Source organism: Variovorax sp. OV700 (genome assembly GCF_900099805.1).
In the GTDB taxonomy this organism is placed as follows: domain Bacteria; phylum Pseudomonadota; class Gammaproteobacteria; order Burkholderiales; family Burkholderiaceae_C; genus Variovorax.
The window spans coordinates 494,030-517,758 of the sequence record NZ_FNDR01000005.1 but is presented as its reverse complement, the minus strand read 5'-3'; the positions used below and the strand labels follow the sequence as shown (position 1 = coordinate 517,758).

Sequence of the window (23,729 nt, the reverse complement as noted above, 5' to 3'; positions counted from 1 at the left end):
GGCAACGCAGGTTGGCGGGGCTGTTTTTTCGATGGAGGGTGGATCGAATTGATCAGGAGAGGTGGAGGCGCGACCCGGAGTCGAACCGGGCTAGACGGATTTGCAATCCGTTGCATAACCGCTTTGCTATCGCGCCACGCTGCTGAAAACGAAATCGAACTCGCGAAAAAAAGGGAAGCAGTGCTTCCCTTTTTCAAAACTGGAGCGGGAAAAGAGTCTCGAACTCTCGACCTCAACCTTGGCAAGGTTGCGCTCTACCAACTGAGCTATTCCCGCGTTTCGAGCCTCGAATTATAGAACACTTTTTCGGGGCTCGGCAAGTTCCGCCGATCAATGTTTGACCGAGCCTTCGGAGGCCCGCGCTTCGCGCTGCTTGGCCAGCTCGGCCACGGCAGCGGCGGAGGCCGCGACTTCCTCGTCGGACAACGGTTCGGGCATCTTCTCGAGCGCGATCTCCAGGACCTTGTCGATCCATTTCACGGGCACGATCTCGAGGCCGTTCTTCACGTTCTCGGGAATGTCCTGCAGGTCTTTCGCGTTCTCTTCCGGAATCAGCACGGTCTTGATGCCGCCGCGGAGGGCAGCCAGCAGCTTTTCCTTCAGGCCGCCAATGGCCGTGACTTCGCCGCGCAGCGTGATCTCGCCGGTCATGGCGACGTCCGCACGCACGGGGATGCCGGTGAGCGCCGACACGAAGGCCGTCGTCATTGCAGCGCCCGCGCTCGGGCCGTCCTTGGGCGTCGCGCCATCAGGCACGTGGATGTGGATGTCGCGCTTTTCGAACACCTCGTCCTTGATGCCCAGGCGGCGCGAGCGGCTGCGCACCACGGTGCGCGCGGCCTCGACCGATTCCTTCATCACGTCGCCCAGCGAACCCGTGCGGCTGATCACGCCCTTGCCGGGCATGGTGACAGCCTCGATGGTGAGCAGGTCGCCGCCCACTTCGGTCCACGCCAGACCGACCACCTGGCCGACCTGGTTCTGCTTCTCGGCCAGGCCGAAGCTGTACTTGCGAACGCCCAGGAACTCGTTGAGGTTGGTGCCATCCACCGTGACCTTCGGCGTCATCTTCTTGAGCAGCAGGCCCTTCACCACCTTGCGGCAGATCTTGGAGAGCTCGCGCTCCAGCGAACGCACGCCGGCTTCACGCGTGTAGTAGCGCACGATGTCGCGCACGGCTTCTTCGGTGACGAGCAGCTCGTCTTCCTTCACGCCGTTGTTCTTCATCTGCTTGGGCAGCAGGTACTTGATCGCGATGTTGGTCTTCTCGTCCTCGGTGTAGCCCGAGAGGCGGATGACTTCCATCCGGTCGAGCAGTGCCGGCGGGATGTTCATCGAATTGGAGGTGGCGACGAACATTACGTCGGAGAGGTCGAAGTCGACCTCGACGTAGTGGTCGCCGAAGGTGTGGTTCTGCTCCGGGTCGAGCACCTCGAGCAGCGCGCTCGACGGGTCGCCGCGGAAGTCGGTTCCCAGCTTGTCGATCTCGTCGAGCAGGAACAGCGGATTGCGCGTGCCGATCTTGTTCAGCCCCTGCAGCACCTTGCCCGGCAGCGCGCCGATGTAGGTGCGGCGATGGCCGCGGATCTCGGCCTCGTCGCGCATGCCGCCCAGTGCCATGCGGGTGTACTTGCGACCGGTCGCCTTGGCGATCGACTGCCCGAGCGAGGTCTTGCCCACGCCCGGTGGGCCCACGAGGCACAGGATGGGCGCCTTGACCTTGTCGACGCGCTGCTGCACCGCGAGATATTCGAGGATGCGGTCCTTGACCTTCTCCAGGCCGTAGTGGTCGGCATTGAGCACCGCCTCGGCGTTGGCCAGATCGTGCTTGATCTTGGTCTTCTTGCTCCAGGGCAGGCCCACCAGCACGTCGATGTAGTTGCGCACCACGGTGGCTTCGGCCGACATCGGCGACATCAGCTTGAGCTTCTTGAGCTCGCCCTCGGCCTTCTTGAGCGCTTCCTTGGGCATCTTGGCGAGCTTGATCTTCTTCTCGATCTCCTCGATGTCCGCGCCCTCTTCGCCTTCACCGAGCTCCTTCTGGATCGCCTTGACCTGCTCGTTGAGATAGAAGTCGCGCTGGTTTTTTTCCATCTGGCGCTTCACGCGGCCACGGATCTTCTTGTCGACGTTGAGGATGTCGACTTCGCGTTCGAGCTGGCCGAACAGGTTCTCGAGCCGCGACTTGACATCGGCCAGGTCGAGCACGGCCTGCTTGTTGTCGAGCTTCAGCGGCAGATGGGCCGCGATGGTGTCGGCCAGGCGGCCCGGATCATCGATGCTCGAGATCGAGGTGAGGATCTCGGGCGGGATCTTCTTGTTGAGCTTGACGTACTGGTCGAACTGCTGCATCACGGCGCGGCGCAGCGCCTCGACCTCGGTGCCCTTCTCGCCGCCTTCGGGCGCCTCGACCGGCGTCACGTTGGCAGTGAAATGGGTTTCACCGTCGTCGATGCGGTTCACGCGGGCACGCTGCTGGCCCTCGACCAGCACCTTTACGGTGCCGTCGGGCAGCTTGAGCATCTGCAGGATGGTGGAGACGCAGCCGACCTCGAACATGTCCTCGACCGAGGGCTCGTCCTTGGCGGCGGCTTTCTGCGCCACCAGCATGATGCGGCGCTCGGCCTCCATGGCCAGCTCGAGTGCCTTGATGCTCTTGGGGCGCCCCACGAAAAGCGGAATCACCATGTGGGGAAACACGACCACGTCGCGCAGCGGCAGCAGCGGCAGGTCGATCGCGTCGGCAGGCAGGGGGGTATGACCGGACATGAATATCCTTTGATTGATCAGGCAAAGATGGATGGGCCTGCGGGCATTTCAAGCCCGTGCGCCCGTTCTTTGTCGAAGGCGCCGGAAGCCTCGGTGAGAAGAGCCGGCGCCGCGTTCATTCAGGCCTTCTTGGCCGCTTCGCGATACACGAGCAGCGGCGGCTTGTTTTCATCGATTGTGGATTCTTCGACCACAACCTTGTCGACGTTGGTGGCATTCGGCAGCTCGAACATGGTGTCGATCAGCGACTGCTCGAGGATGGAGCGCAATCCGCGTGCGCCGGTCTTGCGCGCGAGCGCCTTGCGCGCAATGGCCTTGAGCGCCGCGGGGCGGATCTCGAGGTCGACGCCTTCCATTTGCAGCAGCTTGGTGAACTGCTTGACGACGGCATTCTTGGGTTCGGTCAGGATCTGCACCAGCGCGTCCTCGCTGAGCTCGGCGAGCGAAGCCACCACGGGCATGCGGCCCACGAGTTCCGGAATGAGGCCGAACTTGATCAGGTCTTCAGGTTCGACTTCACGGAACACTTCGGTGATGCTCCGCTGCGCCTTGCTCTTGACCGAAGCGCCGAAGCCGATGCCAGAGGCCTCGGTGCGGTTTTCGATGACCTTCTCCAGGCCGGCAAAGGCGCCGCCGCAGATGAACAGGATGTTGGTCGTGTCGATCTGCAAAAAGTCCTGGTTCGGGTGCTTGCGCCCGCCCTGCGGGGGCACGCTGGCCATGGTGCCTTCGATGAGCTTCAGGAGCGCCTGTTGCACGCCCTCGCCCGACACGTCGCGGGTGATTGAGGGGTTGTCCGACTTGCGCGAGATCTTGTCGATTTCGTCGATGTAGACGATGCCGCGCTGGGCCCGCTCGACCTCGTAGTTGCAGCTTTGCAGCAGCTTCTGGATGATGTTCTCGACGTCCTCGCCCACATAGCCGGCTTCGGTCAGCGTGGTGGCGTCGGCCATGACGAAGGGCACGTCGAGCATGCGCGCGAGGGTTTGCGCGAGCAGCGTCTTTCCCGAGCCCGTGGGCCCGATCAAGAGGATGTTGCTCTTGCTGAGCTCGACGTCGTCGCCCTTGGCCTTTTCCTTGTGGCGCAGGCGCTTGTAGTGGTTGTAGACCGCCACAGACAGCATGCGCTTGGCCGGTTCCTGGCCGATCACGTAGTTGTCGAGGTTGGTCTTGATCTCCAGCGGCGTGGGCAGGTCGCTGCGCGCCTCGCGCGCCTCTTCACCGGCCGGGAGCTCGTCGCGGATGATTTCGTTGCAAAGGTCGATGCACTCGTCGCAAATGAAGACCGAAGGGCCCGCGATCAGCTTTTTGACCTCATGCTGGCTCTTGCCGCAGAACGAGCAATAAAGCGTTTTTTCGCTGGAGGAGCCTTTTTTATCGGCCATGGACAGGTGCCTCGTAAAGGGGTAGGGACAATGATAACGAAACAAAAACGGCGTTTCCCTTGTGGAAAACGCCGCTTTTGCCTTTTTGGCGCCACCGGCGCCTTGGCGCAGGTTTTACCGATCAACCGCGCTTGGCAATGACCTGGTCGACCAGGCCGTAGTCCTTGGCCTCGTCGGCGGTCAGGAAATAGTCGCGTTCGGTGTCCGACTTGACTTTTTCGAGCGGCTGGCCCGTGCGTTCGGCCAGGATGCGGTTCATCTGGTCCTTGGTGCGCAGGATGTCGCGGGCATGGATCTCGATGTCCGTGGCCTGGCCGCGCGCGCCGCCGAGCACCTGGTGAATCATGATTTTCGAATTGGGCAGCGAGAAGCGCTTGCCCTTTTCGCCGGCCGCCAAGAGGAAAGCGCCCATGCTGGCCGCGAAGCCGATGCACATCGTGGAAACGTCGGGCTTGATGAACTGCATGGTGTCGTAGATGGCCATGCCGGCGCTGACGCTGCCGCCTGGGGAGTTGATGTAGAACGAAATGTCCTTGTCCGGGTTCTCGCTCTCCAGGAACAGCAGCTGCGCCACCACGAGGTTGGCGGTCTGGTCGTTCACCTCGCCCACCAGGAAAATGATGCGTTCCTTGAGAAGACGCGAGTAGATGTCGTAAGACCGCTCGCCGCGGCCCGACTGCTCGATGACCATCGGGATCATGCCGAGGCCTGTGATTTCCTGTGCGCTCATTGATTTGCTCTCCGGAAGGGGTTCGTTCGCTGTTCGTATTTGACTGTACGCCTGAGTGAAATGGGGCTCGTGCCGCAAAGCACAAGCCCCATTGGCGTCGCGGGCGGCGGCGCAGGCCGGACGGTGCGGCGCTCAGCCTTGCTGCTGCGCCATCAGTTCGTCGAACGACACCGACTTTTCGTTGACCTTGGCCTTGGCGAGCACGAATTCGGTCACGTTGTTCTCGATGACGACCGCCTCGACCTCGGCCAGGCGGTTGTTGTCGCTGAAATACCAGCGCACCACGTCGGCCGGCTTTTCGTAGCTGGCAGCCAGCTCGTCGATGTGGGCCTTGATCTGCTCGGGCTTGGCCTGCAGGTTGTTGGCGCGCACCAGTTCGGCCACGACCAGGCCCAGGCGCACGCGGCGCTCGGCTTGCGGACGGAACACTTCGTCGGGAATCGGCGCCTTGTCGGCGTCCTTGATGCCGCGCTGCTTGAGCTCGGCGCGGGCGCCTTCGACCATGCGGTTCACTTCGGACTGCACGCTGGCGTTCGGCAGGTCGAGCTCGGCGTTGGCCACCAGGGTGTCCATCACGGCGTTCTTGTTGCGGGCCAGCAGGCGGAACTTCACTTCGCGCTCGAGGTTCTTCTTGATGTCGGCGCGCAGGCCTTCGACAGTGGCTTCGGCAATGCCGAGCGACTTGGCGAGCTGTTCGTTGACTTCAGGCAGGTGCGAGGCCTCGATCTTCTTCACGGTGACCATGAAGTCGGCTTGCTTGCCGGCCACGTCCTTGCCGTGGTAGTCGGCCGGGAACGACAGCGGGAAGGTGCGGCTGTCGCCGGCCTTCATGCCGCGCACGGCGTCTTCGAATTCCTTCAGCATCTGGCCTTCGCCGACGACGAACTGGAAGTCTTCGGCCTTGCCGCCCTGGAAGGGCTCGCCGTCGATCTTGCCTTCGAAGTCGACCGTCACGCGGTCATCGTCCTGGGCCACGGCGTCTTGGGCGCGCTGGGCAAAGGTACGGCGCTGGCGGCGCAGGATGTCGAGCGTCTTGTCGATGGCGTCGTCGCCCACTTCGGCCGAGAGCTTCTCGACTTCGGCGCCCGACAGGTCGTTGATCTTGACTTCGGGGAACACCTCGAACACCGCGTCGAAGGCAAGCTGGCCTTCGGGCGACTCTTCCTTCTCGGTGATGCGGGGCTGGCCGGCCACGCGCAGCTTGGCTTCGTTGGCGGCTTGCGAGAAGGCCTCACCGACCTTGTCGTTCATGACTTCGTAGTGCACCGAGTAGCCATAGCGCTGGGCCACGACGTTCATCGGCACCTTGCCCGGACGGAAGCCGTCCATCTTGACGGTGCGCGCGAGCTTCTTGAGGCGCGAATCGACTTCGGACTGGATGGTGCCGACCGGCAGGGTCAGCGTGATCTTGCGTTCGAGCTTCTCGAGAGTTTCAACGGTCACGGTCATGGTGTCTTCCTTGTGAGGGGTGTGGCTGGTGCGCGGGGCCGGACTCGAACCGGCACGTTCTTGCGAACGTCAGGACCTAAACCTGGTGCGTCTACCAATTTCGCCACCCGCGCTATTGCCATTTTTCAGGTGAATGCAAAAGCGGACGGCCCTGGTGCAACGGATACCCGCTGCCCAAAGACCGTCCGCCTGAAATCGGTCAACCGGCTATTTTAAGCGCTAATCGGAAGCTCTTTCGGCTCCCGCTTGACGCGGAACGCTGCGGCGTACATTGCCGGCAGCGCCAGAAGGGTCAATACCGTCGCCACGATCAGGCCGCCCATGATGGCGACAGCCATCGGCCCCCAGAACACGCTGCGGGAGAGCGGGATCATCGCCAACACGGCCGCCGCGGCCGTGAGCACGATCGGCCGCAGGCGCCGAACGGCCGATTCGACGATGGCGTCCCAGGCCGGCACGCCCGCCTCGCGGTCGCTTTCGATCTGGTCGATCAGGATCACGGCGTTGCGCTGGATCATGCCCATCAGCGCGATCACGCCCAGGAGAGCGACGAAGCCGAACGGCCGGTTCAGCAGCAGCAGCGCAGCCGCCACGCCGGCAATGCCCATCGGACCGGTGATGAACACCAGCACCGAGCGGCTAAAGCTGTGCAGCTGGAGCATCAGCAGCGTGAACACCGCGAAAAGCATGATCGGCACGCCCGCGACGATGGAGGCCGAGCCCTTGCTGCTTTCCTCGACCGCGCCCGCCACCTCGATGCGGTAGCCGCCCTGCCCGGCCGCGTGCCAGCCGGCTTCGAGCTGGCGCAGCTTCGGCAGCAGCTGCTCGGTCACCGTGGCGCCCTGCAAGCCTTCGACCACGTCGCCCTGTACCGTGATGGCGTAGTCGCGGTTCTCGCGCCACATCACGCCCGGTTCCCAGCTGAACACCGGCCGCGCGATCTGGGTCAGCGGAATCGAACGGCCCGACGTGGTTGGCAGATAGGCATTGCCGATGTCCGAGATGGCCTCTCGCTCGTCCGCCGACTGCCGCAGCACGATGTCGATCAGCAGGTCGTTCTCGCGGTACTGGCCCACCGTGGTGCCCGAGAACATTGTCTTGGAGGCCTGGGCGATCGCCTGGCTGGTGACGCCGAGCGCGCGCGCCTTGGCCTGGTCGACCTCGAGGCGGATCACCTTGACCGATTCATTCCAGTTGTCGTTCACGCCGCGCATGTTGGCGTTCTCGCGCAGCACGGCCTTGACCTCGTCGGCATGCGCGCGCAGCTGGGCGGGCTCGGTGCCAATGACGCGGAATTGCACCGGGTACGGAACCGGCGGCCCGTTGGGCAGCAGTTTCACGCGGCCGCGCACTTCCGGGAACTCCTGCGCGAGCAGGGCCGGCAGCTTGATGCGCAAGCTCTCCCGCACCTTCAGGTCCTTGGCCAGCACGATGAGCTGCGACACGTTGGTCTGCGGAAACACCTGGTCGAGTGGCAGGTAGAAGCGCGGCACGCCGGAGCCGATCCAGGTGCTGACGGTCTTCACGCCCTCTTCCTTCATGATGCGCTGCTCGACCCGCTTGGCCACCTCTTCGTTCGCGGGGAACGACGTGCCTTCCGGGAACCAGATGTCCACCATGATCTCGGGCCGGCTCGAATCCGGGAAGAACTGCTGCTGCACCTTGCCCATGCCGAAGATGCCCAGCGCAAAGATCAGCACCGTGGCGCCGATGGTCATCCAGCGGTGCTGCACGCACCAGTTCACCGTGCGGCGGAAGGTGTTGTAGAACGGCGTATCGAACAGTTCGTGCGGCGGCGCATTGGGATCGTGCGGCTTCACCTTGAGCAGCAGCGTGCCCAGGTACGGCACGAAGTACACCGAGACGATCCACGACAGCACCAGCGCAATCACCGTCACTGCAAAGATCGCGAAGGTGTATTCGCCCGTCACCGACTTGGCGATGCCGATAGGCAGGAAGCCCGCGGCGGTGATGAGCGTGCCGGTGAGCATGGGCTTGGCCGTCACGTCGTACGCGAAAGTGGCGGCGCGGACCTTGTCGTAGCCCTCTTCCATCTTCCGCACCATCATCTCGACCGCGATGATCGCGTCGTCCACCAGGAGGCCGAGCGCGATGATCAGCGAGCCCAGCGATATCTTGTGCAGCCCGATGCCGAAGTAGTTCATGGCCAGGAACGTCACCGCCAGCACCAGGGGAATGGTGATGGCCACCACCAGCCCCGGGCGCATGTCGATGTACCAGCCGAAGCGCCCGCCCTTGTGCAGGCCGAGCGAGATGATGCTCACGGCCAGCACGATGGCCACCGCCTCGATCAGCACCCCGACGAATTCATTGACCGAGCTGGCCACCGACACCGGCTGGTCCTGCACCTGCCCCAGCTTGACGCCGGCCGGCAGGCGCTGGTCGATGGTTGCCGTGGTGGCGCGCAGCGCCTTGCCCAGCGCGATGATGTCGCCGCCCTTGGCCATGGAGACGCCGAGCGCAATGACTTCCTTGCCCTGGTGGTGCACCTTGACGGCCGGCGGATCGACGTAGCCGCGGTGAATCTCGGCAATGTCGCCGAGCTTGAGCTGGTTGCCGGAGCTGCCGCGGATCGGCATCTCGCGCAGCTGCTCCACGCTGGTGAACTGACCGGCCACGCGCACTTGCACCACGTCGAGCGGCGACTGGATCGTGCCGGCGCTTTCCACCGCGTTCTGCGAGCCGAGCTGGGCCAGCACCGCATTGAAGTCGAGCCCCAACTGCGCCACGCGCTTCTGCGAGATCTCGATGTAGACCTTTTCGTCCTGCACGCCGAACTGGTCGACCTTGGCAACGTCCTTCACGCGCAGCAATTGCTGGCGCACTTCGTCGGCCAGGGTCTTGAGCTCGGCGTAGCTGAAGCCGTCGCTCTCCAGCGCATAGATCACGCCATAGACATCGCCGAAATCGTCATTGAAGAACGGGCCCTGAATGCCCGGCGGCAAGGTGTTGCGGATATCGCCGATCTTCTTGCGCACCGTGTACCAGACGTTGGCCACATCGCCCGGCTTGGACGAATCCTTGATCTGGAAAATGATCTGCGACTCGCCGGGCTTCGAATAGCTGCGGATCTTGTCCGCATAGGGCGCCTCCTGCAGCGTGCGCTCGAGCCTGTCGGTCACCTGCTCGGCCACCTGCTGCGCCGTCGCGCCGGGCCAATAGGTGCGCACCACCATGGCGCGGAAGGTGAACGGCGGGTCTTCGTCCTGGCCGAGCTGAAAGTAGGCAAAGGCTCCCAGCACCATCAGCACCACCATCAGGTAGCGCGTGAGTGGCGCGTGGTCCAGCGCCCATTTGGAGAGATTGAAGCCTGCGGGCTTGTCGGTGGTCGCAGCGCCCTGCGTCATTTGGCGGCACCTGCTGCGATCTCCTTCTTCGTGGCCGAAACGGCCTCGGCGGATTGCGCGGGCTGCGTCGCATTGGCGGCCGCCGCGGCGGCCTCCTTGCTCTGGTAGATGGTGACCTTCTGTCCCGGCGAGAGCACGTGCACGCCCGCAGCCACCACCATCATGCCGGGCGCGAGCCCGCCGCCGATCACGGCCTCGTTGCCATCGGCCGTGGCCACCTGCACGGGCTGCGAGCGCACGGTCATGGTCGCCTTGTCCAGCACCCACACCGAGGTGCCCTTGCCCTCCTGGCGCAGCGCGCTGGTCGGGAGCTTCATGACCGCGCCGCCTGCGCGCGCCAATGCCTGCGGGCGGGCATAGACGGTGGCGCCGAGCGCTGGCGACGTGGCCGCGTCGATCGCCACCTTGACTGAATAGGTGCGCGTGACCGCGTCGGCGCTGGCTGCCACTTCGCGCACCTCGCCCTGCAGTTCTGCGCCGCCCGACCAGCCGCGCACCGTGACCGGCGAGCCGGGCTTGATCAGGGCAGCGCGGTCTTCGGGCACCGCAAACACCACGTCGCGCGCGCCGTCCTGCGCAATGCGGACGACTGGCGTGCCGGCCTGCACCACCTGGCCCGGCTCGGCCTCGATGGCGGTAATGATCCCGGCCACGTCGGCCACCAGCGTGGTGTAGCTGGCCTGGTTGCCTTGCGACGAAAGTTGGGCCTGCGCCTGTTCGAGCTGCGCCTGTGCGGCCTTCCAGGTGGACTCGCGGCGTTCCAGCTCGGCGCCGCTGATGAAGTTCTGCTCACGCAGTTCGCGATAGCGCTTGAGGTCGGCCGCCGCGAGATCGCGGTTGGTCTGGGCCGCGGCCAGTTGGGCCCGTGCCGCTTCGGCTGCCAGCCGGTAGTCCTGCGGATCGAGCTGGGCCAGCACGTGGCCGGCCTGCACGTGCTGGCCGAGTTCGGCCTGGCGCTTGGTGATCTTGCCCGCCACCCGGAATCCCAGGCGCGATTCGACGCGCGCCCGAACCTCGGCCGAAAACTCGGGCTGTGCGTCGATGTCGCTGGTGCCCACCGTCACCAGCTTGACCGCGCGCACGGGTTCCTCGGCTGGTTTGGACTGCGAACAGCCGACCAGGAACAAGGCGGGAAGCAGCAGCCATGCAATGGCGCCGCGGGCAGGAGAAAAGCCGGAAGAGGCGGTCATGAGACACCCTGGAAAGGTCGAACCCGGTCATTACTGACCCACTGGTTAGTAATCTAGGGTAAACCTCCGGGACTGTCAATCTCGGAGTTCCAAGATTCGCTAGGTTCGCTGTCCCATCTCGACCAGGCGGTTGTCGGGAAGCTCGAAATAGTCGGACGCCCTGCCCGCGTTGCGCTGCAGCCAGCCAAAGAGCACGCGGCGCACGGGGTTCATGCCCGGAAGGGTTTCTTCCCCGACCGACGCGCGCGAGACGAAATACGAGGTCTTCATCGAATCGATGGCCAGCCCCTTCTGGTAGGCCAATATCCGCATGAACTCGGGCACGTCGGGCCGCTCCATGAAGCCGTGGCGCGCCGTGACCACCCAGATGCCATCCATCAGATGCTCGGCCTCGATGCGGATGACCGCATCGACGCGCGGGGTGTCGCAAGCCAGCACGCGCAGCACGACCACCTGCTCGTGCAGGACCTGGTTGTGCTTGAGGTTGTGGAGCAAGGCGTGGGGTACCGCCGTGGCGTCGGCATTCAGGAACACCGCCGTGCCCCTGACGCGGTGCGGCATGTCGAGCGCCAGCGATTCGAAGAAAGGCTTGAGCGGCAGGCTTTCGGCCGCGGCGGCCTCCAGCCCCAGCCGACGACCCTTGGCCCAGGTCGTGAAAAGCACCATCACTCCCGCCGCCACCGCCAGCGTGAGCCAGCCGCCTTCAGCCACCTTGAGGCTGTTGGCCGCCACGAAGGTCAGGTCGACCACGGCAAAAGCCACCACCCCGAGCACCACTGCCACCCTGTTCCAACGCCACAGCCCCCAGGCCACGACGCCGGCCAGCAGCGTGGTGGTCACCATCGTGATCGACACCGCAATGCCATAGGCCGCCGACAGCTCGCCCGAACTGCGAAAACCCAGCACCAGCAGCAGCACCCCGGTCATCAGCAGCCAGTTGACCACCGGCACGTAGATCTGGCCGATGGCCGCGCCCGAGGTCTGCACCACCCGCATGCGCGGCAGGTAGCCCATGCGCATGGCGTGGGCTGTGAGCGAAAAGGCGCCCGAGATCACGGCCTGCGAGGCAATCACGGTGGCCATGGCGGCCAGCACGACCATCGGCAAAACGCCCCAGGCAGGAAAGAGCCGGAAAAACGGGTTGTCGACGGCGGCGGGATCCGCCAACACCAGCGCGCCCTGGCCGAAATAGTTCAGCACCAGCCCGGGCAGCGCGATGAAGAGCCAGGCGAGCCGGATCGCCCGCGCGCCGAAATGCCCCATGTCGGCGTAGAGCGCTTCGCCCCCGGTAAAGGCAAGAAATACCGCGCCCAGCACCCCCATCGACTGCAGCCGGTGCTCGACCAGGAAACCGATGGCCCGGCGCGGGTCGAGCCCCGCCAGCACCTGCGGATGCTGCAGCACCTGCCATCCGCCCGCGAGGGCCAGCACCCCGAACCACAGCATCATGACCGGCCCGAACACCTTGCCCACCACCCCGGTCCCCTTGCGTTGCACCGCAAAAAGCCCAAGCAGGATGAGGATGGTGATCGGAATCACCGCGCGCTTCAGCACGGGTGCCTGGACCTCCAGCCCCTCGACCGCCGACAGCACGGAAATGGCCGGCGTGATCAGGCTGTCGCCATAGAACATGGCCGCCCCTACCAAGCCGAGCGCCCCGATGACATTCCACAGCCACGGCCGGGTCTTCGAGCCTCCGGCCGCGCTGCGGGCAAGCGCCTGCAGCGCAAGAATGCCGCCCTCGCCGTCGTGGTCGGCGCGCAGCACGAACACCACGTACTTGAGCGTGACCACGAACATCAGGCCCCAGAAGATGAGCGAGAGCAGGCCGAGCACCGTATCGGGCGTGAACCCCACGCCGTGCTCGGGGTTCAGCGTTTCCTTGAAGGCATAGAGCGGCGAGGTGCCGATGTCGCCAAACACCACGCCCAGTGCCGCGATCATCAGGCCCGGCCCTGCCGCATGAGACGCCTCGCCGTGCGTTGGACTCTGGGCAGCGGGGATCTGTGCCTGTGCATTCATGAAATCGTGGGATTGGATCGGAGGTGACGCCGCGAGCATAGTGCGCGCCACGTGTCGCGGACAATCGCCGCGTGCCTGAACCTTCCCACATTGCCGCGCCGCCGGCGCATTACGAGAATTTTCCAGTGGCCTCCTGGCTGTGCCCGCCCCATCTGCGACCGCCGATTGCCGCGATCTACCATTTCGCGCGCACCGCGGACGACATCGCAGACGAAGGCGACGCCTCGCCGGACCAGCGGCTGGCCGATCTTCGCGCCTACCGCGAAGAGCTCCGCGCCGCTGCCCGCGGCAGCGTGCCGGCCGCCTCGCGCTGGCCGTACGTGTTCGGGCCGCTGGCGCACAGCATCGCGCAGTTCTCGCTGCCCGAAGAATTGCTCGCCGACCTGTTGAGCGCCTTCATGCAGGACATCGAGAAGACGCAGGGCGGCGGAAGCTACGCCGACCGCGCCGAGCTGCTCGACTATTGCCGCCGCTCCGCCAACCCGATCGGGCGCCTGCTGCTGCACCTGTACGGCGTGCACGATGCCGAGGCGCTGGCGCAAAGCGACGCCATCTGCAGCGCCCTGCAACTCATCAATTTCTGGCAGGACCCGAGCGTGGACCTGCCGCGCGGCCGCTTCTATCCGCCGCTGGCCGACTGTGCCCGGCGCGGCCTGACGCGCGAAAGCTTCAAGGCATTCATGCCGCTGGCCGATGCACCGCCGCCGCAGGAAGCCATCAATCTGATCGCGGTCGAAAGCGCCTGGGCGCGCGAGCTCATGGCCCAGGGCGCCCCGCTGGTCCACCGCCTGCCGGGCCGCGCCGGCTGGGAACTGCGCTTCGTGGTCCAGGGCGGCTTGCGCATCCTCGACAAGATCGAAGACCTGGGCTTCGACACCTTCTCGCAGCGCCCCAAGATCAGCAAGACCGATGCGCCATTGCTGGCCTGGCGCGCGCTCCGGATGCGGAGACAATTGCCGCCCATGAAAGCGCCCCTCCGATGACTCCCGAGCAATACGTACAAGACAAGGCCGCCGCCTCGGGCAGCAGTTTCTATTACGCCTTTCTATTTCTTCCCAAGCCGCGGCGCGCCGCGATCACGGCGTTCTATGCGTTCTGCCGCGAGATCGACGACGTGGTCGACGAGGTCACCGACCCCGGCGTGGCGGCCACCAAGCTCGCCTGGTGGCGCACCGAGGTGGCGCAGTCTTTTTCAGGCCCGCCCCGCCACCCGGTGATGCAGGCGCTGGTGCCGCATGCCACCGCCTACGGTATCGAGCCCAGGCAGCTGAACGAGGTGATCGACGGCTGCCAGATGGACCTCGACCAGACCCGCTACCTGGACTTTCCCGGCCTCGCGCGCTACTGCCATTTGGTCGCCGGCGTGGTGGGCGAAGTCGCGGCGCGCATCTTCGGCCAGACCGATCCGCAGACCACCGCCTATGCGCACAAGCTGGGGCTGGCACTGCAGCTCACCAACATCATTCGCGACGTAGGGGAGGACGCGCTGCGCGGCCGCATTTACCTGCCCGTGAACGAACTGCAGAAGTTCGACGTCAAGGCGCACGAGATTCTCAACCGCGTGCATTCGGAACGCTTCGTGGCGCTCATGAAGTTCCAGGCCCAGCGCGCGCACGCGGCGTACGACGAAGCCCTGGCCCTGCTGCCCGCCGCGGACCGCCGCGCGCAAAAGCCCGGCCTCATGATGGCCAGCATCTACCGCACGCTGCTGCGCGAGATCGAGCGCGACGACTTCCAGGTGCTGAACCAGCGCGTGAGCCTGACGCCGGTGCGCAAGTTCTGGCTGGCATGGAAAGTCCAGGCGCTGGGGAGCATTTGAAGACCGCCGTCATCGGCGCCGGCTGGGCTGGCCTTGCCTGCGCCGTCGAAGCCACGCGGCTCGGCCATGCCGTGACGCTGTTCGAGACCGCGCACATGGCGGGCGGGCGCGCGCGGCGCGTCGACCACATGCATGGGCTGACGCTGGACAACGGGCAGCACATCCTCATCGGCGCCTACACCGCCACATTGAAGCTGATGCGCGAGGTGGGCGTCGACATCGACAAGGCCCTGCTCCGGCTGCCGCTCTCGCTGCGCTTTGCCGACGGCGGCGGGCTGAAGCTGTCGAGGCTGCCAGCGCCGCTCGATCTGCTGGTCGGCATCTTCACGGCGCGCGGCTGGTCGTGGCGGGACAAGTCCACCCTGCTGCGCACCGCGGTGCAATGGCGCCTGCGCGGGTTTCGCTGCGACCCGGGCACCAGCGTAGCCACGCTTTGCGCCGGGCTCACGCCGCGCGTGATGGAAGAGCTGATCGAGCCGCTGTGCGTCTCCGCACTCAACACGCCGGTCGATCAGTCGAGCGGCGAGGTGTTCCTGCGGGTGCTGCACGACGCGCTCTTCAGCGGCAGCGGCGGGGCCGACCTGCTGCTGCCGCGCGTCGACCTTGGTGCGCTTTTTCCCGATGCAGCCCTGGCGTGGCTCGCTCAGCATGAGGCCACGCTGCGAATCGGCATCCGCGTGCACGCGATCTGGACCGAGGGCGCTGCATGGCGAGTCGACGGCGAGCGATTCGACCGCGTGGTTCTGGCCTGTGCGCCATGGGATGCCGCGCGTCTCGTCCGCGCGTCCGGCCTGCCCGCGCAGCGCTGGTGCGAGACCACCGAGGCCCTGCGCTTCGAGGCCATCGCCACGGTCTATCTGCGCGGCGCCACGCCGCTGGCGGAACCGATGCTGGCATTGCGCAGCCGCCCCGACACCGCACCGGCGCAGTTCGTGTTCGACCGTGGCCAGCTCGGCGGACCCGAGGGCGTGCTTGCCATGGTCGTCAGCGCGAACGAAACTCCGCGCGAGGCGTTGGAACATCAGGCCATGGCACAAGCCGCAACCCAGCTGGGCCAGACCGCGCTGCAGCCTGTGCAGACCGTGGTCGAGAAGCGCGCCACCTTTGCCTGCACGCCCGGGCTCGTACGGCCGCCCGCGGCCATCGCACCCGGCCTGCAGGCCTGCGGCGACTACACCGAAGGCCCCTACCCCGCGACACTCGAAGGCGCAGTCCTGAGCGGACTGGCCGCCGCCAAGGCATTGACATCACCATGACCGAATTGCGCTACCTGGATTTCGACTACAGCGAGGACACCGAAGGCCACGGCACCTTCGACGCCATGGCTTCGACCGCGCCCGCGAAAACACGCGAGGTGCTGGCCGAAGTCGCGGAAGTTCTGGCCTGGGCCAACGCCACCTTCCCGGATGCGCAAGGCGCACTGGCAGACGGAGCGGCATGGGATTTCGACTTGCAGCAAACCCGGGAAGCGCCGGACCTCGACACCGTGACCTTCTCGCTCAGCGGCACCGCCGATTTCTGCGCGGCGCTGCGCGAGCAATTCAAACTGGACTGAAACCCGACTGCCGCTCCCCATTCACTGAGAGAAACATGGTCACCTGCTACCTGCGCTACATCGTCGATCCGTACAAGCTCAAGGAATTCGAGCACTACGGCAAGCTCTGGATTCCGCTGGTCGAGAAATTCGGCGGCCAGCACCACGGCTACTTCCTGCCGTCGGAGGGTGCGAACAATGTGGCGCTTGCGATGTTCAGCTTTCCGAGCTTCGCAGCCTACGAACAGTACCGCGCCGATTCGATGCAGGATGCTGAGTGCCAGGCTGCGTTCAAGTACGCCGAGGACACCCGCTGCATCCTCAGCTACGAGCGCAGCTTCTTCCGGCCCGTGTTCTCGTAAAGCGCGAACTCAAGCGCCGAGTGCCACGCACAGCGCGTGGAGGTTCGGCACGATCAGTTGCGGACGCGCCCCGTGCACCCAGGGGCGCTCGTCGCGCACCAGCCAGGCGGCCTGCATGCCGGCGTTGAGCGCGCCGACCACGTCGAGCTCCGCGTCGTCGCCCACGTGCAGCACGTCCTTCGGCAGCAGGCCGACTGACGCGGCCGCGGCGCGGAAGATCGGCGCATGCGGCTTGCCGCTGCCGAAGGCGCGCGCATTGAATGCGGTGCGAAACCAGCGGCCCACGCCGGTCAGGTGGATGTCGGCATTGCCGTTCGAAATGGCCACCAGCGGATAGCGCTCGCTGAGCCACTTGAGCGCCGGCAGCGCGTCTTCATACAGCGTTACGCGCTGGCGCTCGGCAAAGAAGGCATCGAAGGCCGGGTCGGCCAGCGCCGGGTCTTCGCCCGAGCGCTTCAGTGCCGTGCGAATCGATTCGCGGCGCAGCGCGCTCAGGTCGTGCGCTAGGTCCGAACGTTCCTTGGCGGTGGCTTCACGCAATTCGCGCAGGACGCCGGGGTTCAGCAGCAGCGATGCGGTCTTGGGGGCTTCGCGCAGCAGCCATTCCTGCAGCACGGTCTCGGCACGTTCGATGGTCGGCCAGATGGGCCAGAGGGTGTCGTCCAGGTCGAGCGAGATCGCGGAGATGCGCTTGATGTCGAGTGGCTCAGCGCCCGCCAGCGCCGTGGAAACGGAAGTCATGCCCGAGAATATCGCATGCCTCAAGACAACGGGAACAACAGTTCCATCGCCGCGCGCACCGCCGTACTCTGGTGCAACCTCGGCTCGCCGGATGCCCCCACCACGCCCGCCGTGCGGTCTTACCTTGCGGAATTTCTCGGTGACCCGCGCGTGGTCGAAATTCCGAAGCTGCTCTGGGCCGTGATCCTGTACGGCGTCATCCTTCGCGTGCGACCCGCCAAGTCGGCCGCCAAGTACGCGAGCATCTGGATGGCCGAGGGCTCGCCGCTCAAGGTGTGGACGCAGAAGCAGGCCACCCTGCTTGCCGGCTGGCTCGGCGAACGCGGGCACCGCGTGTCGGTGCGCGATGCAATGCGCTACGCCAGCCCGTCGATCGCCTCGCGCCTCGACGCGCTGCAGGCCGAAGGCGCAGCGCGCGTGCTGGTGCTGCAGGCCTATCCGCAATACTCGGCCACCACCACGGCCAGCGTGATCGATGCGGTGAACGACTGGAGCCGCCGCCAGCGCCGCATTCCGGAGTTTCGTTTCGTCAACCAGTACCACGACGATCCGGCCTACATCGAGGCGCTTGCGCAAAGTATCGAGCGCCACTGGAAGACCGAAGGCCGCGGCGAGGTGCTGCTGATGAGTTTCCACGGCATTCCAGCGCGCAACATCGCGCTCGGTGATCCGTACCAGGCGCAGTGCCTCGAAACCGCACGCCTGCTTGCCACTCGCCTCGGGGTATCGGCCGCGCAGCACCGCGTCACCTTCCAGTCGCGCTTCGGCCGCGCCAAGTGGCTCGAGCCCTATACCGAGCCCACCCTGCGTGAACTCGGCGCGAGCGGCGTCAAGCGGGTCGACGTGGTGTGCCCGGGCTTTCCGGCCGACTGCCTGGAGACGCTGGAAGAAATTGCGATGGAGGGCCGTGAGGCCTTCATGCATGCGGGCGGAGAAGCCTTCAGCTACATCCCGTGCCTGAACGACAGCCCTGCCTGGATCACCGCGCTGGCGGGCATCGCGGAACGCAACCTCGCGGGCTGGCCCACGCAGCGCCCCGCCAGTACTTAGAACTTGCCCAGGTAGTCCATCTTGCCGATGGGCATGCCCTTGTGGCGCAGCACGTCGTAGGCCGTGGTCACATGGAAGAAAAAGTTGGGCAGCGCGAACTGCAGCAGGTAGCGCTGCGCGGTGAATTGCGCCTCGCCTTCGCGCGCCTTGATGGTTACCTGGCGTTCCTCCTGGCCGTCGATCAGCGTGCGGTCCACGGTGGCGAGGAAATCCTGTGTCTTCGCGATCCGGGCCAGCAGTTCGTCGTACGTCTTCTCCTCATCGGGAAAGCTCGGTGCCGTGATGCCCGAGATGCGCGCCACACCAAGCTTCGACGCATCGCTCGCGCGCTGGATCTGGCCGGCCAGCGTGATCATGTCGGGTGCAAGCCTCGCATCCACCAGCGTCGCCGGATCGATGTCGTTGGCCCTGGCGTGCGCCAGGCTCTTCTCGAGCACGTGGGTGAGTTGGCCGAGCCCGCGCGAGAAGACCGGCACGGAAAGGTCGTACAGCGAAAGCGCCATGGGGAAATCCTTGTGGTTGGAATCGGCGGCGATTGTCTCGCCGACTCGCGCCTAGCGGCCAGCGGCCCGGATAAACCCTTCAATCAGATCCAGTTGTTCGGGCACGTTGAGCGCGGGCGCGTGGCCGCACCCCTGGATTTCAATCACCTTCAGCAACCCGGCGGCGCCCGGCCCCCGCTGCTGCATCTGCTGCGTGACCTCGGGCAGCACCAGGTCCGATTCCGCGCCGCGCAGGCACAGCACCGGCACCTCGATGACGTCGTAGTGCGGCCAGATCAGGTAGTCGTTGTCGTGCGCGCTGAACTGACGAACCATCGCCGGGTCGTAGTGCGGCGTCACACGGCCGTCAGGCAGGCGGCGCGTGGAGCTCTCGGTCAGGCGGCGCCATTGCGCATCGCTGAGCCAGCCGTAGGGCTTGTAGACGGTGCGAAAGAAAAGTTCGAGCTCGGCCACGGTGTCGAATGCGGGTGGCTCGCCCGCATAGGCGCGGATGCGCTCGATGGCCGCCTGCGCGAGCTGCGGCGCGTTGTCGTTGAGCACCAGGCTCGCAATGCGCGCCCTCATGCGCGGCTCGAACAGGCCCGACGCGCAGACCGTGCCGATGGCACCGCCCATCGAGGTGCCGACCCAGTGCACGCGGCCCAGGCGCAGCTCGTCGCACAGCGCAGCGGCCATGCGGGCGTAGAACGAGAGCTGGTATTCCTCGTCGGGCAGCGGACTCCACTGGCTCAGCCCACGGCCGATGGTGTCGGGGCAGATCACGCGGAAGCCGCGCGCGGCAAAGTGCTGTGCCAGCTCGTCCATGTCGCGGCAGGTGCGCGCGAGGCCATGCCACGCGATGATCACCGGTGCATCGGGCGCACCCCAGTCGAGCCAATGGATTTCGCGGCCAGCAAGCTGGGCATAGCGGGACACCGGAACGGGAAGATCGTTGCTCATCGTGCAGCCCTCGCCCTCAGCTTGCCGACGATGCCCGTCGGAAAATAATAGACCGAGAGCACGAACAGCACCCCCAACCACAGCAGCCACCGGTCGGGCGACAGCAGCGCCGCAAGCCACGGCAACCCGCTCGCGGCCTCGCTGCCCACGCGCAGCAGATCTTGCAAATAGCTTTGCGCCAGCACGAACAGCACCGCGCCGATGGCCGCGCCGTAGATGGTGCCCATGCCGCCGATCACCACGATCAGCAGCACGTCGATCATGATCTCGAAGCTCAGCGACGTGTCGGGCCCGTTGTAGCGCAGCCATATGGCGAGCATCGCGCCGGCCAGCGTGGCGAACAGGGCCGACAGCACGGCCGCCGTGGTGCGGTACACCACCACGCGGTAGCCGATGGCCTCGGCGCGGAACTCGTTCTCGCGGATCGCCTGCAGCACGCGGCCGAAGGGCGAATTCACGATACGCAGCAGCGCGAGCACCAACACCACCGCCGCCACGAAGAGCATGTAGTAGCACAGCAGGCGGCCATCGAGCGAGACACCGAGGAAAGGTTCTTCGGAGAACTCGAAGCTCGGCGAAATCAGTTCGGGCAGCTTGAAGGTGAGCCCGTCTTCGCCGCCCGTGAAATCCGACAGCTGCGAAGCCAGCGTCTGAAACGCCGAAGCCACCGCCAGCGTGATCATCGCGAAGAAGATCGCACGCACCCTGAGCGAAAACAGACCGATGGCGAACGAGAGCACCAGCGAGATCGCGAGCGATGCCGCGAGCCCCAGCAGCACCGCGCCCCAGCTGGGACCGATCCGCGAAGCCGAGATGGCGATGCCATAGGCCCCGATGCCGAAGAACATGGTGTGCGCGAAGCTCACGATGCCGGTGTAGCCCAGCAGCAGGTCGAAGCTCGCGACCAGCACCACGAACACCAGGATCTTGGCCGCGACACTGAGCGCCTTCACGCCCGGGAAGATGAAAGGCGCGAACGCCAGCGCGATGAACAGCGCCACCAGCAGCAGCGCCAGCAGGCGGCTCCTCGGCGTGTCGTTGGAGAGAAGTCGTTTCAGGAACATGGCGGCTTCTTCTTTCTCAGCGGTTGGCAACCGGGTACACGCCCTGCGGACGCCACAGCAGCACGGCCACCATCAGCAGGATGCTCGCGAACTGCGTGAGCGTGGGCAGCAAGAAGCCGATGTAATTGGTCATGAGCCCAACCAGCAGTGCACCGATCAGTGCCCCGCCCGTCGAGCCGAGCCCGCCGATGATGATCACGATGAAGATCAGCACGTTGACCTGCGCGCCCATCTGCGGCACCAGGTTCTGCTGGAACAGGCCCCACATCACGCCGCCCAGGCCGGCCAGCGCACTGCCCACCACGAACACACCGACGAACAGCCGGCCGATGCGGTAGCCGAGCGACTCGACCATCTCGCGGTCCTGCACGCCGGCGCGGATCAGGAGGCCGATCTTGGTGCGACTCAGCGTCCATGCGAGCAGGCCGAACACCGCGATGCCCACCGCCACAGCAAGCAGGCGGTACTTGCTGATGGCCGCATCGCCGATCAGCAGCGAGCCGCGCAAGGCTTCGGGCAGCGGCAGCGGCACCTGGGCTGGCCCCCAGATCACCTTGATGAGCTCTTCGCCGATGATCATGCCGCCCATGGTGATGAGGATCTGCTTCAGATGCTGGCCATACACCGGCCTTACGATGAAGCGCTCGAACGCGAGGCCGACCGTACCGGCCACCGCCATGGCCACCAGCATCGCCGGGAATACGGCGACGAGGTTGCGCCACAGCTCGCCCGAACCCGTCCAGTCGCCCATCAGGCCGAGCACGCTGCTGGCCACGAAGGCGCCGAGCGCAATGAACACGCCGTGGCCGAAGTTCAGGACATCCATGAGGCCGAACACCAGTGTGAGGCCCGACGCGATGATGAAGATGATCATGCCCATCGCCAGGCCCGCCACTGTGAGCGTGAGCCAGGTCGAGAAGGAACCCGTAAGTGGCAGCGCGACCAGTGCGAGGATGGGTGCGAGAAGCAGCGGCTTCCAGTCGAAGTCGAGCGCCTTCATTGCTGCGCTCCCTTCTTCTCTTGCTCCTTCCCCCTCCGGGGGAAGGCTGGGATGGGGGCTGACGGCACTTGCAAGGCCGCGCTGTATCGAAGGCCGCGAGCCCCCACCCCAACCCTCCCCCAAAGGGGGAGGGAGAAAAACGTCGAATACTTCATAGGGCCAGTCCAAGCAGCGATTGCTGCAATTGCGCATCCGCGGAGAACGCCGCCATGCTGCCGCTGTGCACCACGCGGCCGTTGTCCATCACCGCGACGTTGTCGCCCAGGCGCTGGGCGAAGTTGATGTTCTGTTCCACCAGCAGGATCGTCACGCCGCTGCGCTTGAGCTCGCCAAACGCATCGATCATGTTGTTGATCATCACGGGCGCGAGGCCCTTGCTGGGCTCGTCGATCAGCAGCAGCTCGCGCGGCTCGACGATGGCGCGCGACACCGCGAGCATTTGCTTCTGGCCGCCCGAGAGCTTGCCGGCCGGATGGTTCCAGAACTTCTCGACCGCGGGGAATAGCGTGAAGATCCACTTCAATCGCGTGTCGTCGATCTGCGCGGCATTCTTGGCACCGCGCGCGGCGAGCAGCATGTTCTCCTTCACAGTGAGGTCGGAGAAGATGCCCATGTTCTCGGGCACGTAGGCAATGCCAAGCCCCGCGATCTGCGGCGTGTGCATGGCGGCGATGTCTTTATCGCCGAAGCGCACCCGGCCCTCCGACGCATGCCACAGGCCCATGATGGTTCGAAGCGTGGTCGTCTTGCCCGCGCCGTTGCGGCCCAGCAGCATGGTGAGCTGGCCTTTGGGCACCGCGAGGTCGACGCCATGGAGGATGTGGTACGCCCCGATGTGCGTATGCACGCCTTCGAGGGTCAGCAGGTTCTGGTGTGTCATCGGTCTTGCTCCTTCCCCTTCCGGGGGAAGGCTGGGATGGGGGCAGGCGGCGCTTGAAGGGCCGCGGCGGTGTGAAGGCCGCTTGCCCCCACCCCTGCCCTCCCCCGGAGGGGGAGGGAGAAATTCATCGGGCGCGTCATGCAGCGGCCTCCTTCGCGATGCCGAGGTACGCCTCCTGCACCACCGGCGAGGCAATCACCTCGGCCGGTTCGCCATCGGCCACGAGCGTGCCGTTGTGCAGCACGATGATGCGGTCCGCGAGTTCGCGCACCACGTCCATCTTGTGTTCGACCAAGAGAATGGTCTTGGTCTTGTCCTGCTTCAGCTTGCGGATCAGGTCGAGGATGACGGGTGCCTCGGCGGCATTCATGCCGGCCGTCGGTTCGTCGAACATGAAGACCTTGGGCTCGAGCGCCATCAGGAGCGCCACCTCCAGCTTGCGCTGGTCGCCGTGCGGCAGGCTGGCCACGGTCGCATGTTCGCGCGACTTCAGCGCCACGTCGGCCAGGATCTGGTCGGCGCGCTCGGTCAGCGCCTTGTGGTCGCTCCAGATGCTCCACAGGTTGAGTCCGCAGCGGTGCGCGCCTTCGCGCGTGGCCTGCACCGCAAGGCGCACGTTCTCCAGCACCGTGAGGTTGGGAAACAGGTTCGTGAGCTGAAAGGCCCGCCCCAGCCCCGCATGCGTGCGCGCTGAAGGCGACAGGCCCGACAGCGGATGCCCATCGAGCGACACCGTGCCCGCGCTCGCCTTGAGCTGACCCGAGATCAGGTTGAAGTACGTGGTCTTGCCCGCACCGTTGGGGCCGACGATGGCTGTCAGCGTGCCCGGCGCGAAGGCGCAGCTCACGCTGTTGACGGCCACGTGCCCGCCGAAGCGGATGGTCAGGTCTTTCGTCTCAAGCATCGTTGGTCATTGCAAATGAA

General features: G+C 65.5%; 20 protein-coding genes and 3 tRNA genes. 6 read left to right on the top strand and 17 right to left on the bottom strand.

What is annotated here, in order from left to right; all coding sequences use genetic code 11:
- Positions 1-62: 62 nt before the first annotated feature.
- From BLR24_RS15130 to BLR24_RS15085, 10 genes are all read right to left on the bottom strand, one after another.
- A tRNA-Cys gene (locus tag BLR24_RS15130) sits at positions 63-136 on the bottom strand.
- 64 nt (positions 137-200) lie between these two features.
- Positions 201-276: transfer RNA gene (locus BLR24_RS15125), tRNA-Gly, on the bottom strand.
- Between the two features lie 54 nt (positions 277-330).
- Positions 331-2,769 (bottom strand): endopeptidase La, encoded by a 2,439-nt coding sequence (gene lon, locus BLR24_RS15120; protein ID WP_093018170.1) that lies wholly within the window; start codon positions 2,767-2,769, stop codon positions 331-333.
- Between the two features lie 119 nt (positions 2,770-2,888).
- Positions 2,889-4,154 (bottom strand): ATP-dependent Clp protease ATP-binding subunit ClpX, encoded by a 1,266-nt coding sequence (clpX, locus tag BLR24_RS15115; RefSeq protein ID WP_055806233.1) that lies wholly within the window; start codon positions 4,152-4,154, stop codon positions 2,889-2,891.
- Positions 4,155-4,275: 121 nt separating this feature from the next.
- A complete protein-coding gene (gene clpP / locus BLR24_RS15110; protein ID WP_055806230.1) occupies positions 4,276-4,884 on the bottom strand; it encodes an ATP-dependent Clp endopeptidase proteolytic subunit ClpP in 609 nt (202 codons plus the stop codon).
- A gap of 132 nt (positions 4,885-5,016) precedes the next feature.
- Positions 5,017-6,333: a trigger factor gene (tig, locus tag BLR24_RS15105; protein WP_093018168.1), complete on the bottom strand. Its 1,317-nt coding sequence runs from the start codon at positions 6,331-6,333 to the stop codon at positions 5,017-5,019.
- Between the two features lie 26 nt (positions 6,334-6,359).
- Positions 6,360-6,446: transfer RNA gene (locus BLR24_RS15100), tRNA-Leu, on the bottom strand.
- Positions 6,447-6,545: 99 nt separating this feature from the next.
- On the bottom strand, positions 6,546-9,701 hold the full coding sequence (locus tag BLR24_RS15095) for an efflux RND transporter permease subunit (protein ID WP_093018167.1): 3,156 nt from the start codon (positions 9,699-9,701) through the stop codon (positions 6,546-6,548).
- Positions 9,698-10,891 (bottom strand): efflux RND transporter periplasmic adaptor subunit, encoded by a 1,194-nt coding sequence (locus BLR24_RS15090; RefSeq protein ID WP_093018165.1) that lies wholly within the window; start codon positions 10,889-10,891, stop codon positions 9,698-9,700. The genes BLR24_RS15095 and BLR24_RS15090 overlap by 4 nt, the downstream gene beginning before the upstream one ends.
- A gap of 99 nt (positions 10,892-10,990) precedes the next feature.
- Positions 10,991-12,835: a potassium transporter Kup gene (locus BLR24_RS15085; protein ID WP_093018163.1), complete on the bottom strand. Its 1,845-nt coding sequence runs from the start codon at positions 12,833-12,835 to the stop codon at positions 10,991-10,993.
- A 149-nt stretch (positions 12,836-12,984) separates the two neighbouring features.
- Between BLR24_RS15085 and hpnC the strand changes: the two genes are divergently transcribed.
- From hpnC to BLR24_RS15060, 5 genes are read left to right on the top strand one after another with little or no spacing between them, the layout of a single operon-like run.
- Positions 12,985-13,896: a squalene synthase HpnC gene (gene hpnC, locus BLR24_RS15080; protein ID WP_093018161.1), complete on the top strand. Its 912-nt coding sequence runs from the start codon at positions 12,985-12,987 to the stop codon at positions 13,894-13,896.
- Positions 13,893-14,732 (top strand): presqualene diphosphate synthase HpnD, encoded by an 840-nt coding sequence (gene hpnD / locus BLR24_RS15075; protein ID WP_093018159.1) that lies wholly within the window; start codon positions 13,893-13,895, stop codon positions 14,730-14,732. The genes hpnC and hpnD overlap by 4 nt, the downstream gene beginning before the upstream one ends.
- A complete protein-coding gene (gene hpnE, locus BLR24_RS15070) occupies positions 14,729-15,988 on the top strand; it encodes a hydroxysqualene dehydroxylase HpnE (protein WP_254787309.1) in 1,260 nt (419 codons plus the stop codon). The genes hpnD and hpnE overlap by 4 nt, the downstream gene beginning before the upstream one ends.
- The gene (locus BLR24_RS15065; protein ID WP_093018156.1) at positions 15,985-16,287 is read left to right on the top strand and encodes a hypothetical protein; all 303 of its coding nucleotides are present in this window, start codon (positions 15,985-15,987) and stop codon (positions 16,285-16,287) included. The genes hpnE and BLR24_RS15065 overlap by 4 nt, the downstream gene beginning before the upstream one ends.
- Before the next feature lie 35 nt (positions 16,288-16,322).
- Positions 16,323-16,628, top strand: coding sequence for an NIPSNAP family protein (locus tag BLR24_RS15060; RefSeq protein ID WP_093018155.1), 306 nt, complete (start codon positions 16,323-16,325; stop codon positions 16,626-16,628).
- Positions 16,629-16,637: 9 nt separating this feature from the next.
- Here BLR24_RS15060 and BLR24_RS15055 read toward each other — a convergent pair whose 3' ends face one another.
- Positions 16,638-17,369 (bottom strand): HAD family hydrolase, encoded by a 732-nt coding sequence (locus BLR24_RS15055; protein ID WP_055806207.1) that lies wholly within the window; start codon positions 17,367-17,369, stop codon positions 16,638-16,640.
- Positions 17,370-17,384: 15 nt separating this feature from the next.
- Between BLR24_RS15055 and hemH the strand changes: the two genes are divergently transcribed.
- Entirely contained in the window at positions 17,385-18,419 is a 1,035-nt protein-coding gene (gene hemH / locus BLR24_RS15050) for a ferrochelatase (protein ID WP_093018153.1), read from the top strand.
- Here the strand turns inward: hemH and BLR24_RS15045 are convergent.
- The 6 genes from BLR24_RS15045 to BLR24_RS15020 form a co-directional block, all read right to left on the bottom strand.
- Positions 18,416-18,922 (bottom strand): DUF1993 domain-containing protein, encoded by a 507-nt coding sequence (locus BLR24_RS15045; protein WP_093018151.1) that lies wholly within the window; start codon positions 18,920-18,922, stop codon positions 18,416-18,418. The genes hemH and BLR24_RS15045 overlap by 4 nt on opposite strands.
- A 51-nt stretch (positions 18,923-18,973) precedes the next feature.
- Entirely contained in the window at positions 18,974-19,861 is an 888-nt protein-coding gene (locus BLR24_RS15040; RefSeq protein ID WP_093018149.1) for an alpha/beta fold hydrolase, read from the bottom strand.
- Positions 19,858-20,925, bottom strand: coding sequence for a branched-chain amino acid ABC transporter permease (locus BLR24_RS15035; RefSeq protein ID WP_093018147.1), 1,068 nt, complete (start codon positions 20,923-20,925; stop codon positions 19,858-19,860). The genes BLR24_RS15040 and BLR24_RS15035 overlap by 4 nt, the downstream gene beginning before the upstream one ends.
- 16 nt (positions 20,926-20,941) lie before the next feature.
- Positions 20,942-21,925: a branched-chain amino acid ABC transporter permease gene (locus BLR24_RS15030; protein WP_093018145.1), complete on the bottom strand. Its 984-nt coding sequence runs from the start codon at positions 21,923-21,925 to the stop codon at positions 20,942-20,944.
- A 151-nt stretch (positions 21,926-22,076) separates the two neighbouring features.
- Positions 22,077-22,805 (bottom strand): ABC transporter ATP-binding protein, encoded by a 729-nt coding sequence (locus BLR24_RS15025; RefSeq protein WP_093018143.1) that lies wholly within the window; start codon positions 22,803-22,805, stop codon positions 22,077-22,079.
- Between the two features lie 136 nt (positions 22,806-22,941).
- Entirely contained in the window at positions 22,942-23,709 is a 768-nt protein-coding gene (locus BLR24_RS15020) for an ABC transporter ATP-binding protein (protein WP_093018141.1), read from the bottom strand.
- Positions 23,710-23,729 lie beyond the last annotated feature (20 nt).

What these genes read in the sequence shown, in the direction of transcription:
- BLR24_RS15035 (WP_093018147.1), bottom strand. Translation starts at nt 20,925, where the DNA reads ATGTTCCTGAAACGACTTCTCTCCAACGACACGCCGAGGAGCCGCCTG.
- tig (WP_093018168.1), bottom strand. Translation starts at nt 6,333, where the DNA reads ATGACCGTGACCGTTGAAACTCTCGAGAAGCTCGAACGCAAGATCACG.
- BLR24_RS15060 (WP_093018155.1), top strand. Translation starts at nt 16,323, where the DNA reads ATGGTCACCTGCTACCTGCGCTACATCGTCGATCCGTACAAGCTCAAG.
- lon (WP_093018170.1), bottom strand. Translation starts at nt 2,769, where the DNA reads ATGTCCGGTCATACCCCCCTGCCTGCCGACGCGATCGACCTGCCGCTG.
- clpX (WP_055806233.1), bottom strand. Translation starts at nt 4,154, where the DNA reads ATGGCCGATAAAAAAGGCTCCTCCAGCGAAAAAACGCTTTATTGCTCG.
- BLR24_RS15065 (WP_093018156.1), top strand. Translation starts at nt 15,985, where the DNA reads ATGACCGAATTGCGCTACCTGGATTTCGACTACAGCGAGGACACCGAA.
- BLR24_RS15095 (WP_093018167.1), bottom strand. Translation starts at nt 9,701, where the DNA reads ATGACGCAGGGCGCTGCGACCACCGACAAGCCCGCAGGCTTCAATCTC.
- hpnD (WP_093018159.1), top strand. Translation starts at nt 13,893, where the DNA reads ATGACTCCCGAGCAATACGTACAAGACAAGGCCGCCGCCTCGGGCAGC.
- BLR24_RS15090 (WP_093018165.1), bottom strand. Translation starts at nt 10,891, where the DNA reads ATGACCGCCTCTTCCGGCTTTTCTCCTGCCCGCGGCGCCATTGCATGG.
- BLR24_RS15030 (WP_093018145.1), bottom strand. Translation starts at nt 21,925, where the DNA reads ATGAAGGCGCTCGACTTCGACTGGAAGCCGCTGCTTCTCGCACCCATC.
- BLR24_RS15085 (WP_093018163.1), bottom strand. Translation starts at nt 12,835, where the DNA reads ATGATCGCGGCACTGGGCGTGGTGTTTGGCGACATCGGCACCTCGCCG.
- BLR24_RS15055 (WP_055806207.1), bottom strand. Translation starts at nt 17,369, where the DNA reads ATGACTTCCGTTTCCACGGCGCTGGCGGGCGCTGAGCCACTCGACATC.
- BLR24_RS15020 (WP_093018141.1), bottom strand. Translation starts at nt 23,709, where the DNA reads ATGCTTGAGACGAAAGACCTGACCATCCGCTTCGGCGGGCACGTGGCC.
- BLR24_RS15045 (WP_093018151.1), bottom strand. Translation starts at nt 18,922, where the DNA reads ATGGCGCTTTCGCTGTACGACCTTTCCGTGCCGGTCTTCTCGCGCGGG.
- BLR24_RS15025 (WP_093018143.1), bottom strand. Translation starts at nt 22,805, where the DNA reads ATGACACACCAGAACCTGCTGACCCTCGAAGGCGTGCATACGCACATC.
- BLR24_RS15040 (WP_093018149.1), bottom strand. Translation starts at nt 19,861, where the DNA reads ATGAGCAACGATCTTCCCGTTCCGGTGTCCCGCTATGCCCAGCTTGCT.
- hemH (WP_093018153.1), top strand. Translation starts at nt 17,385, where the DNA reads ATGCCTCAAGACAACGGGAACAACAGTTCCATCGCCGCGCGCACCGCC.
- clpP (WP_055806230.1), bottom strand. Translation starts at nt 4,884, where the DNA reads ATGAGCGCACAGGAAATCACAGGCCTCGGCATGATCCCGATGGTCATC.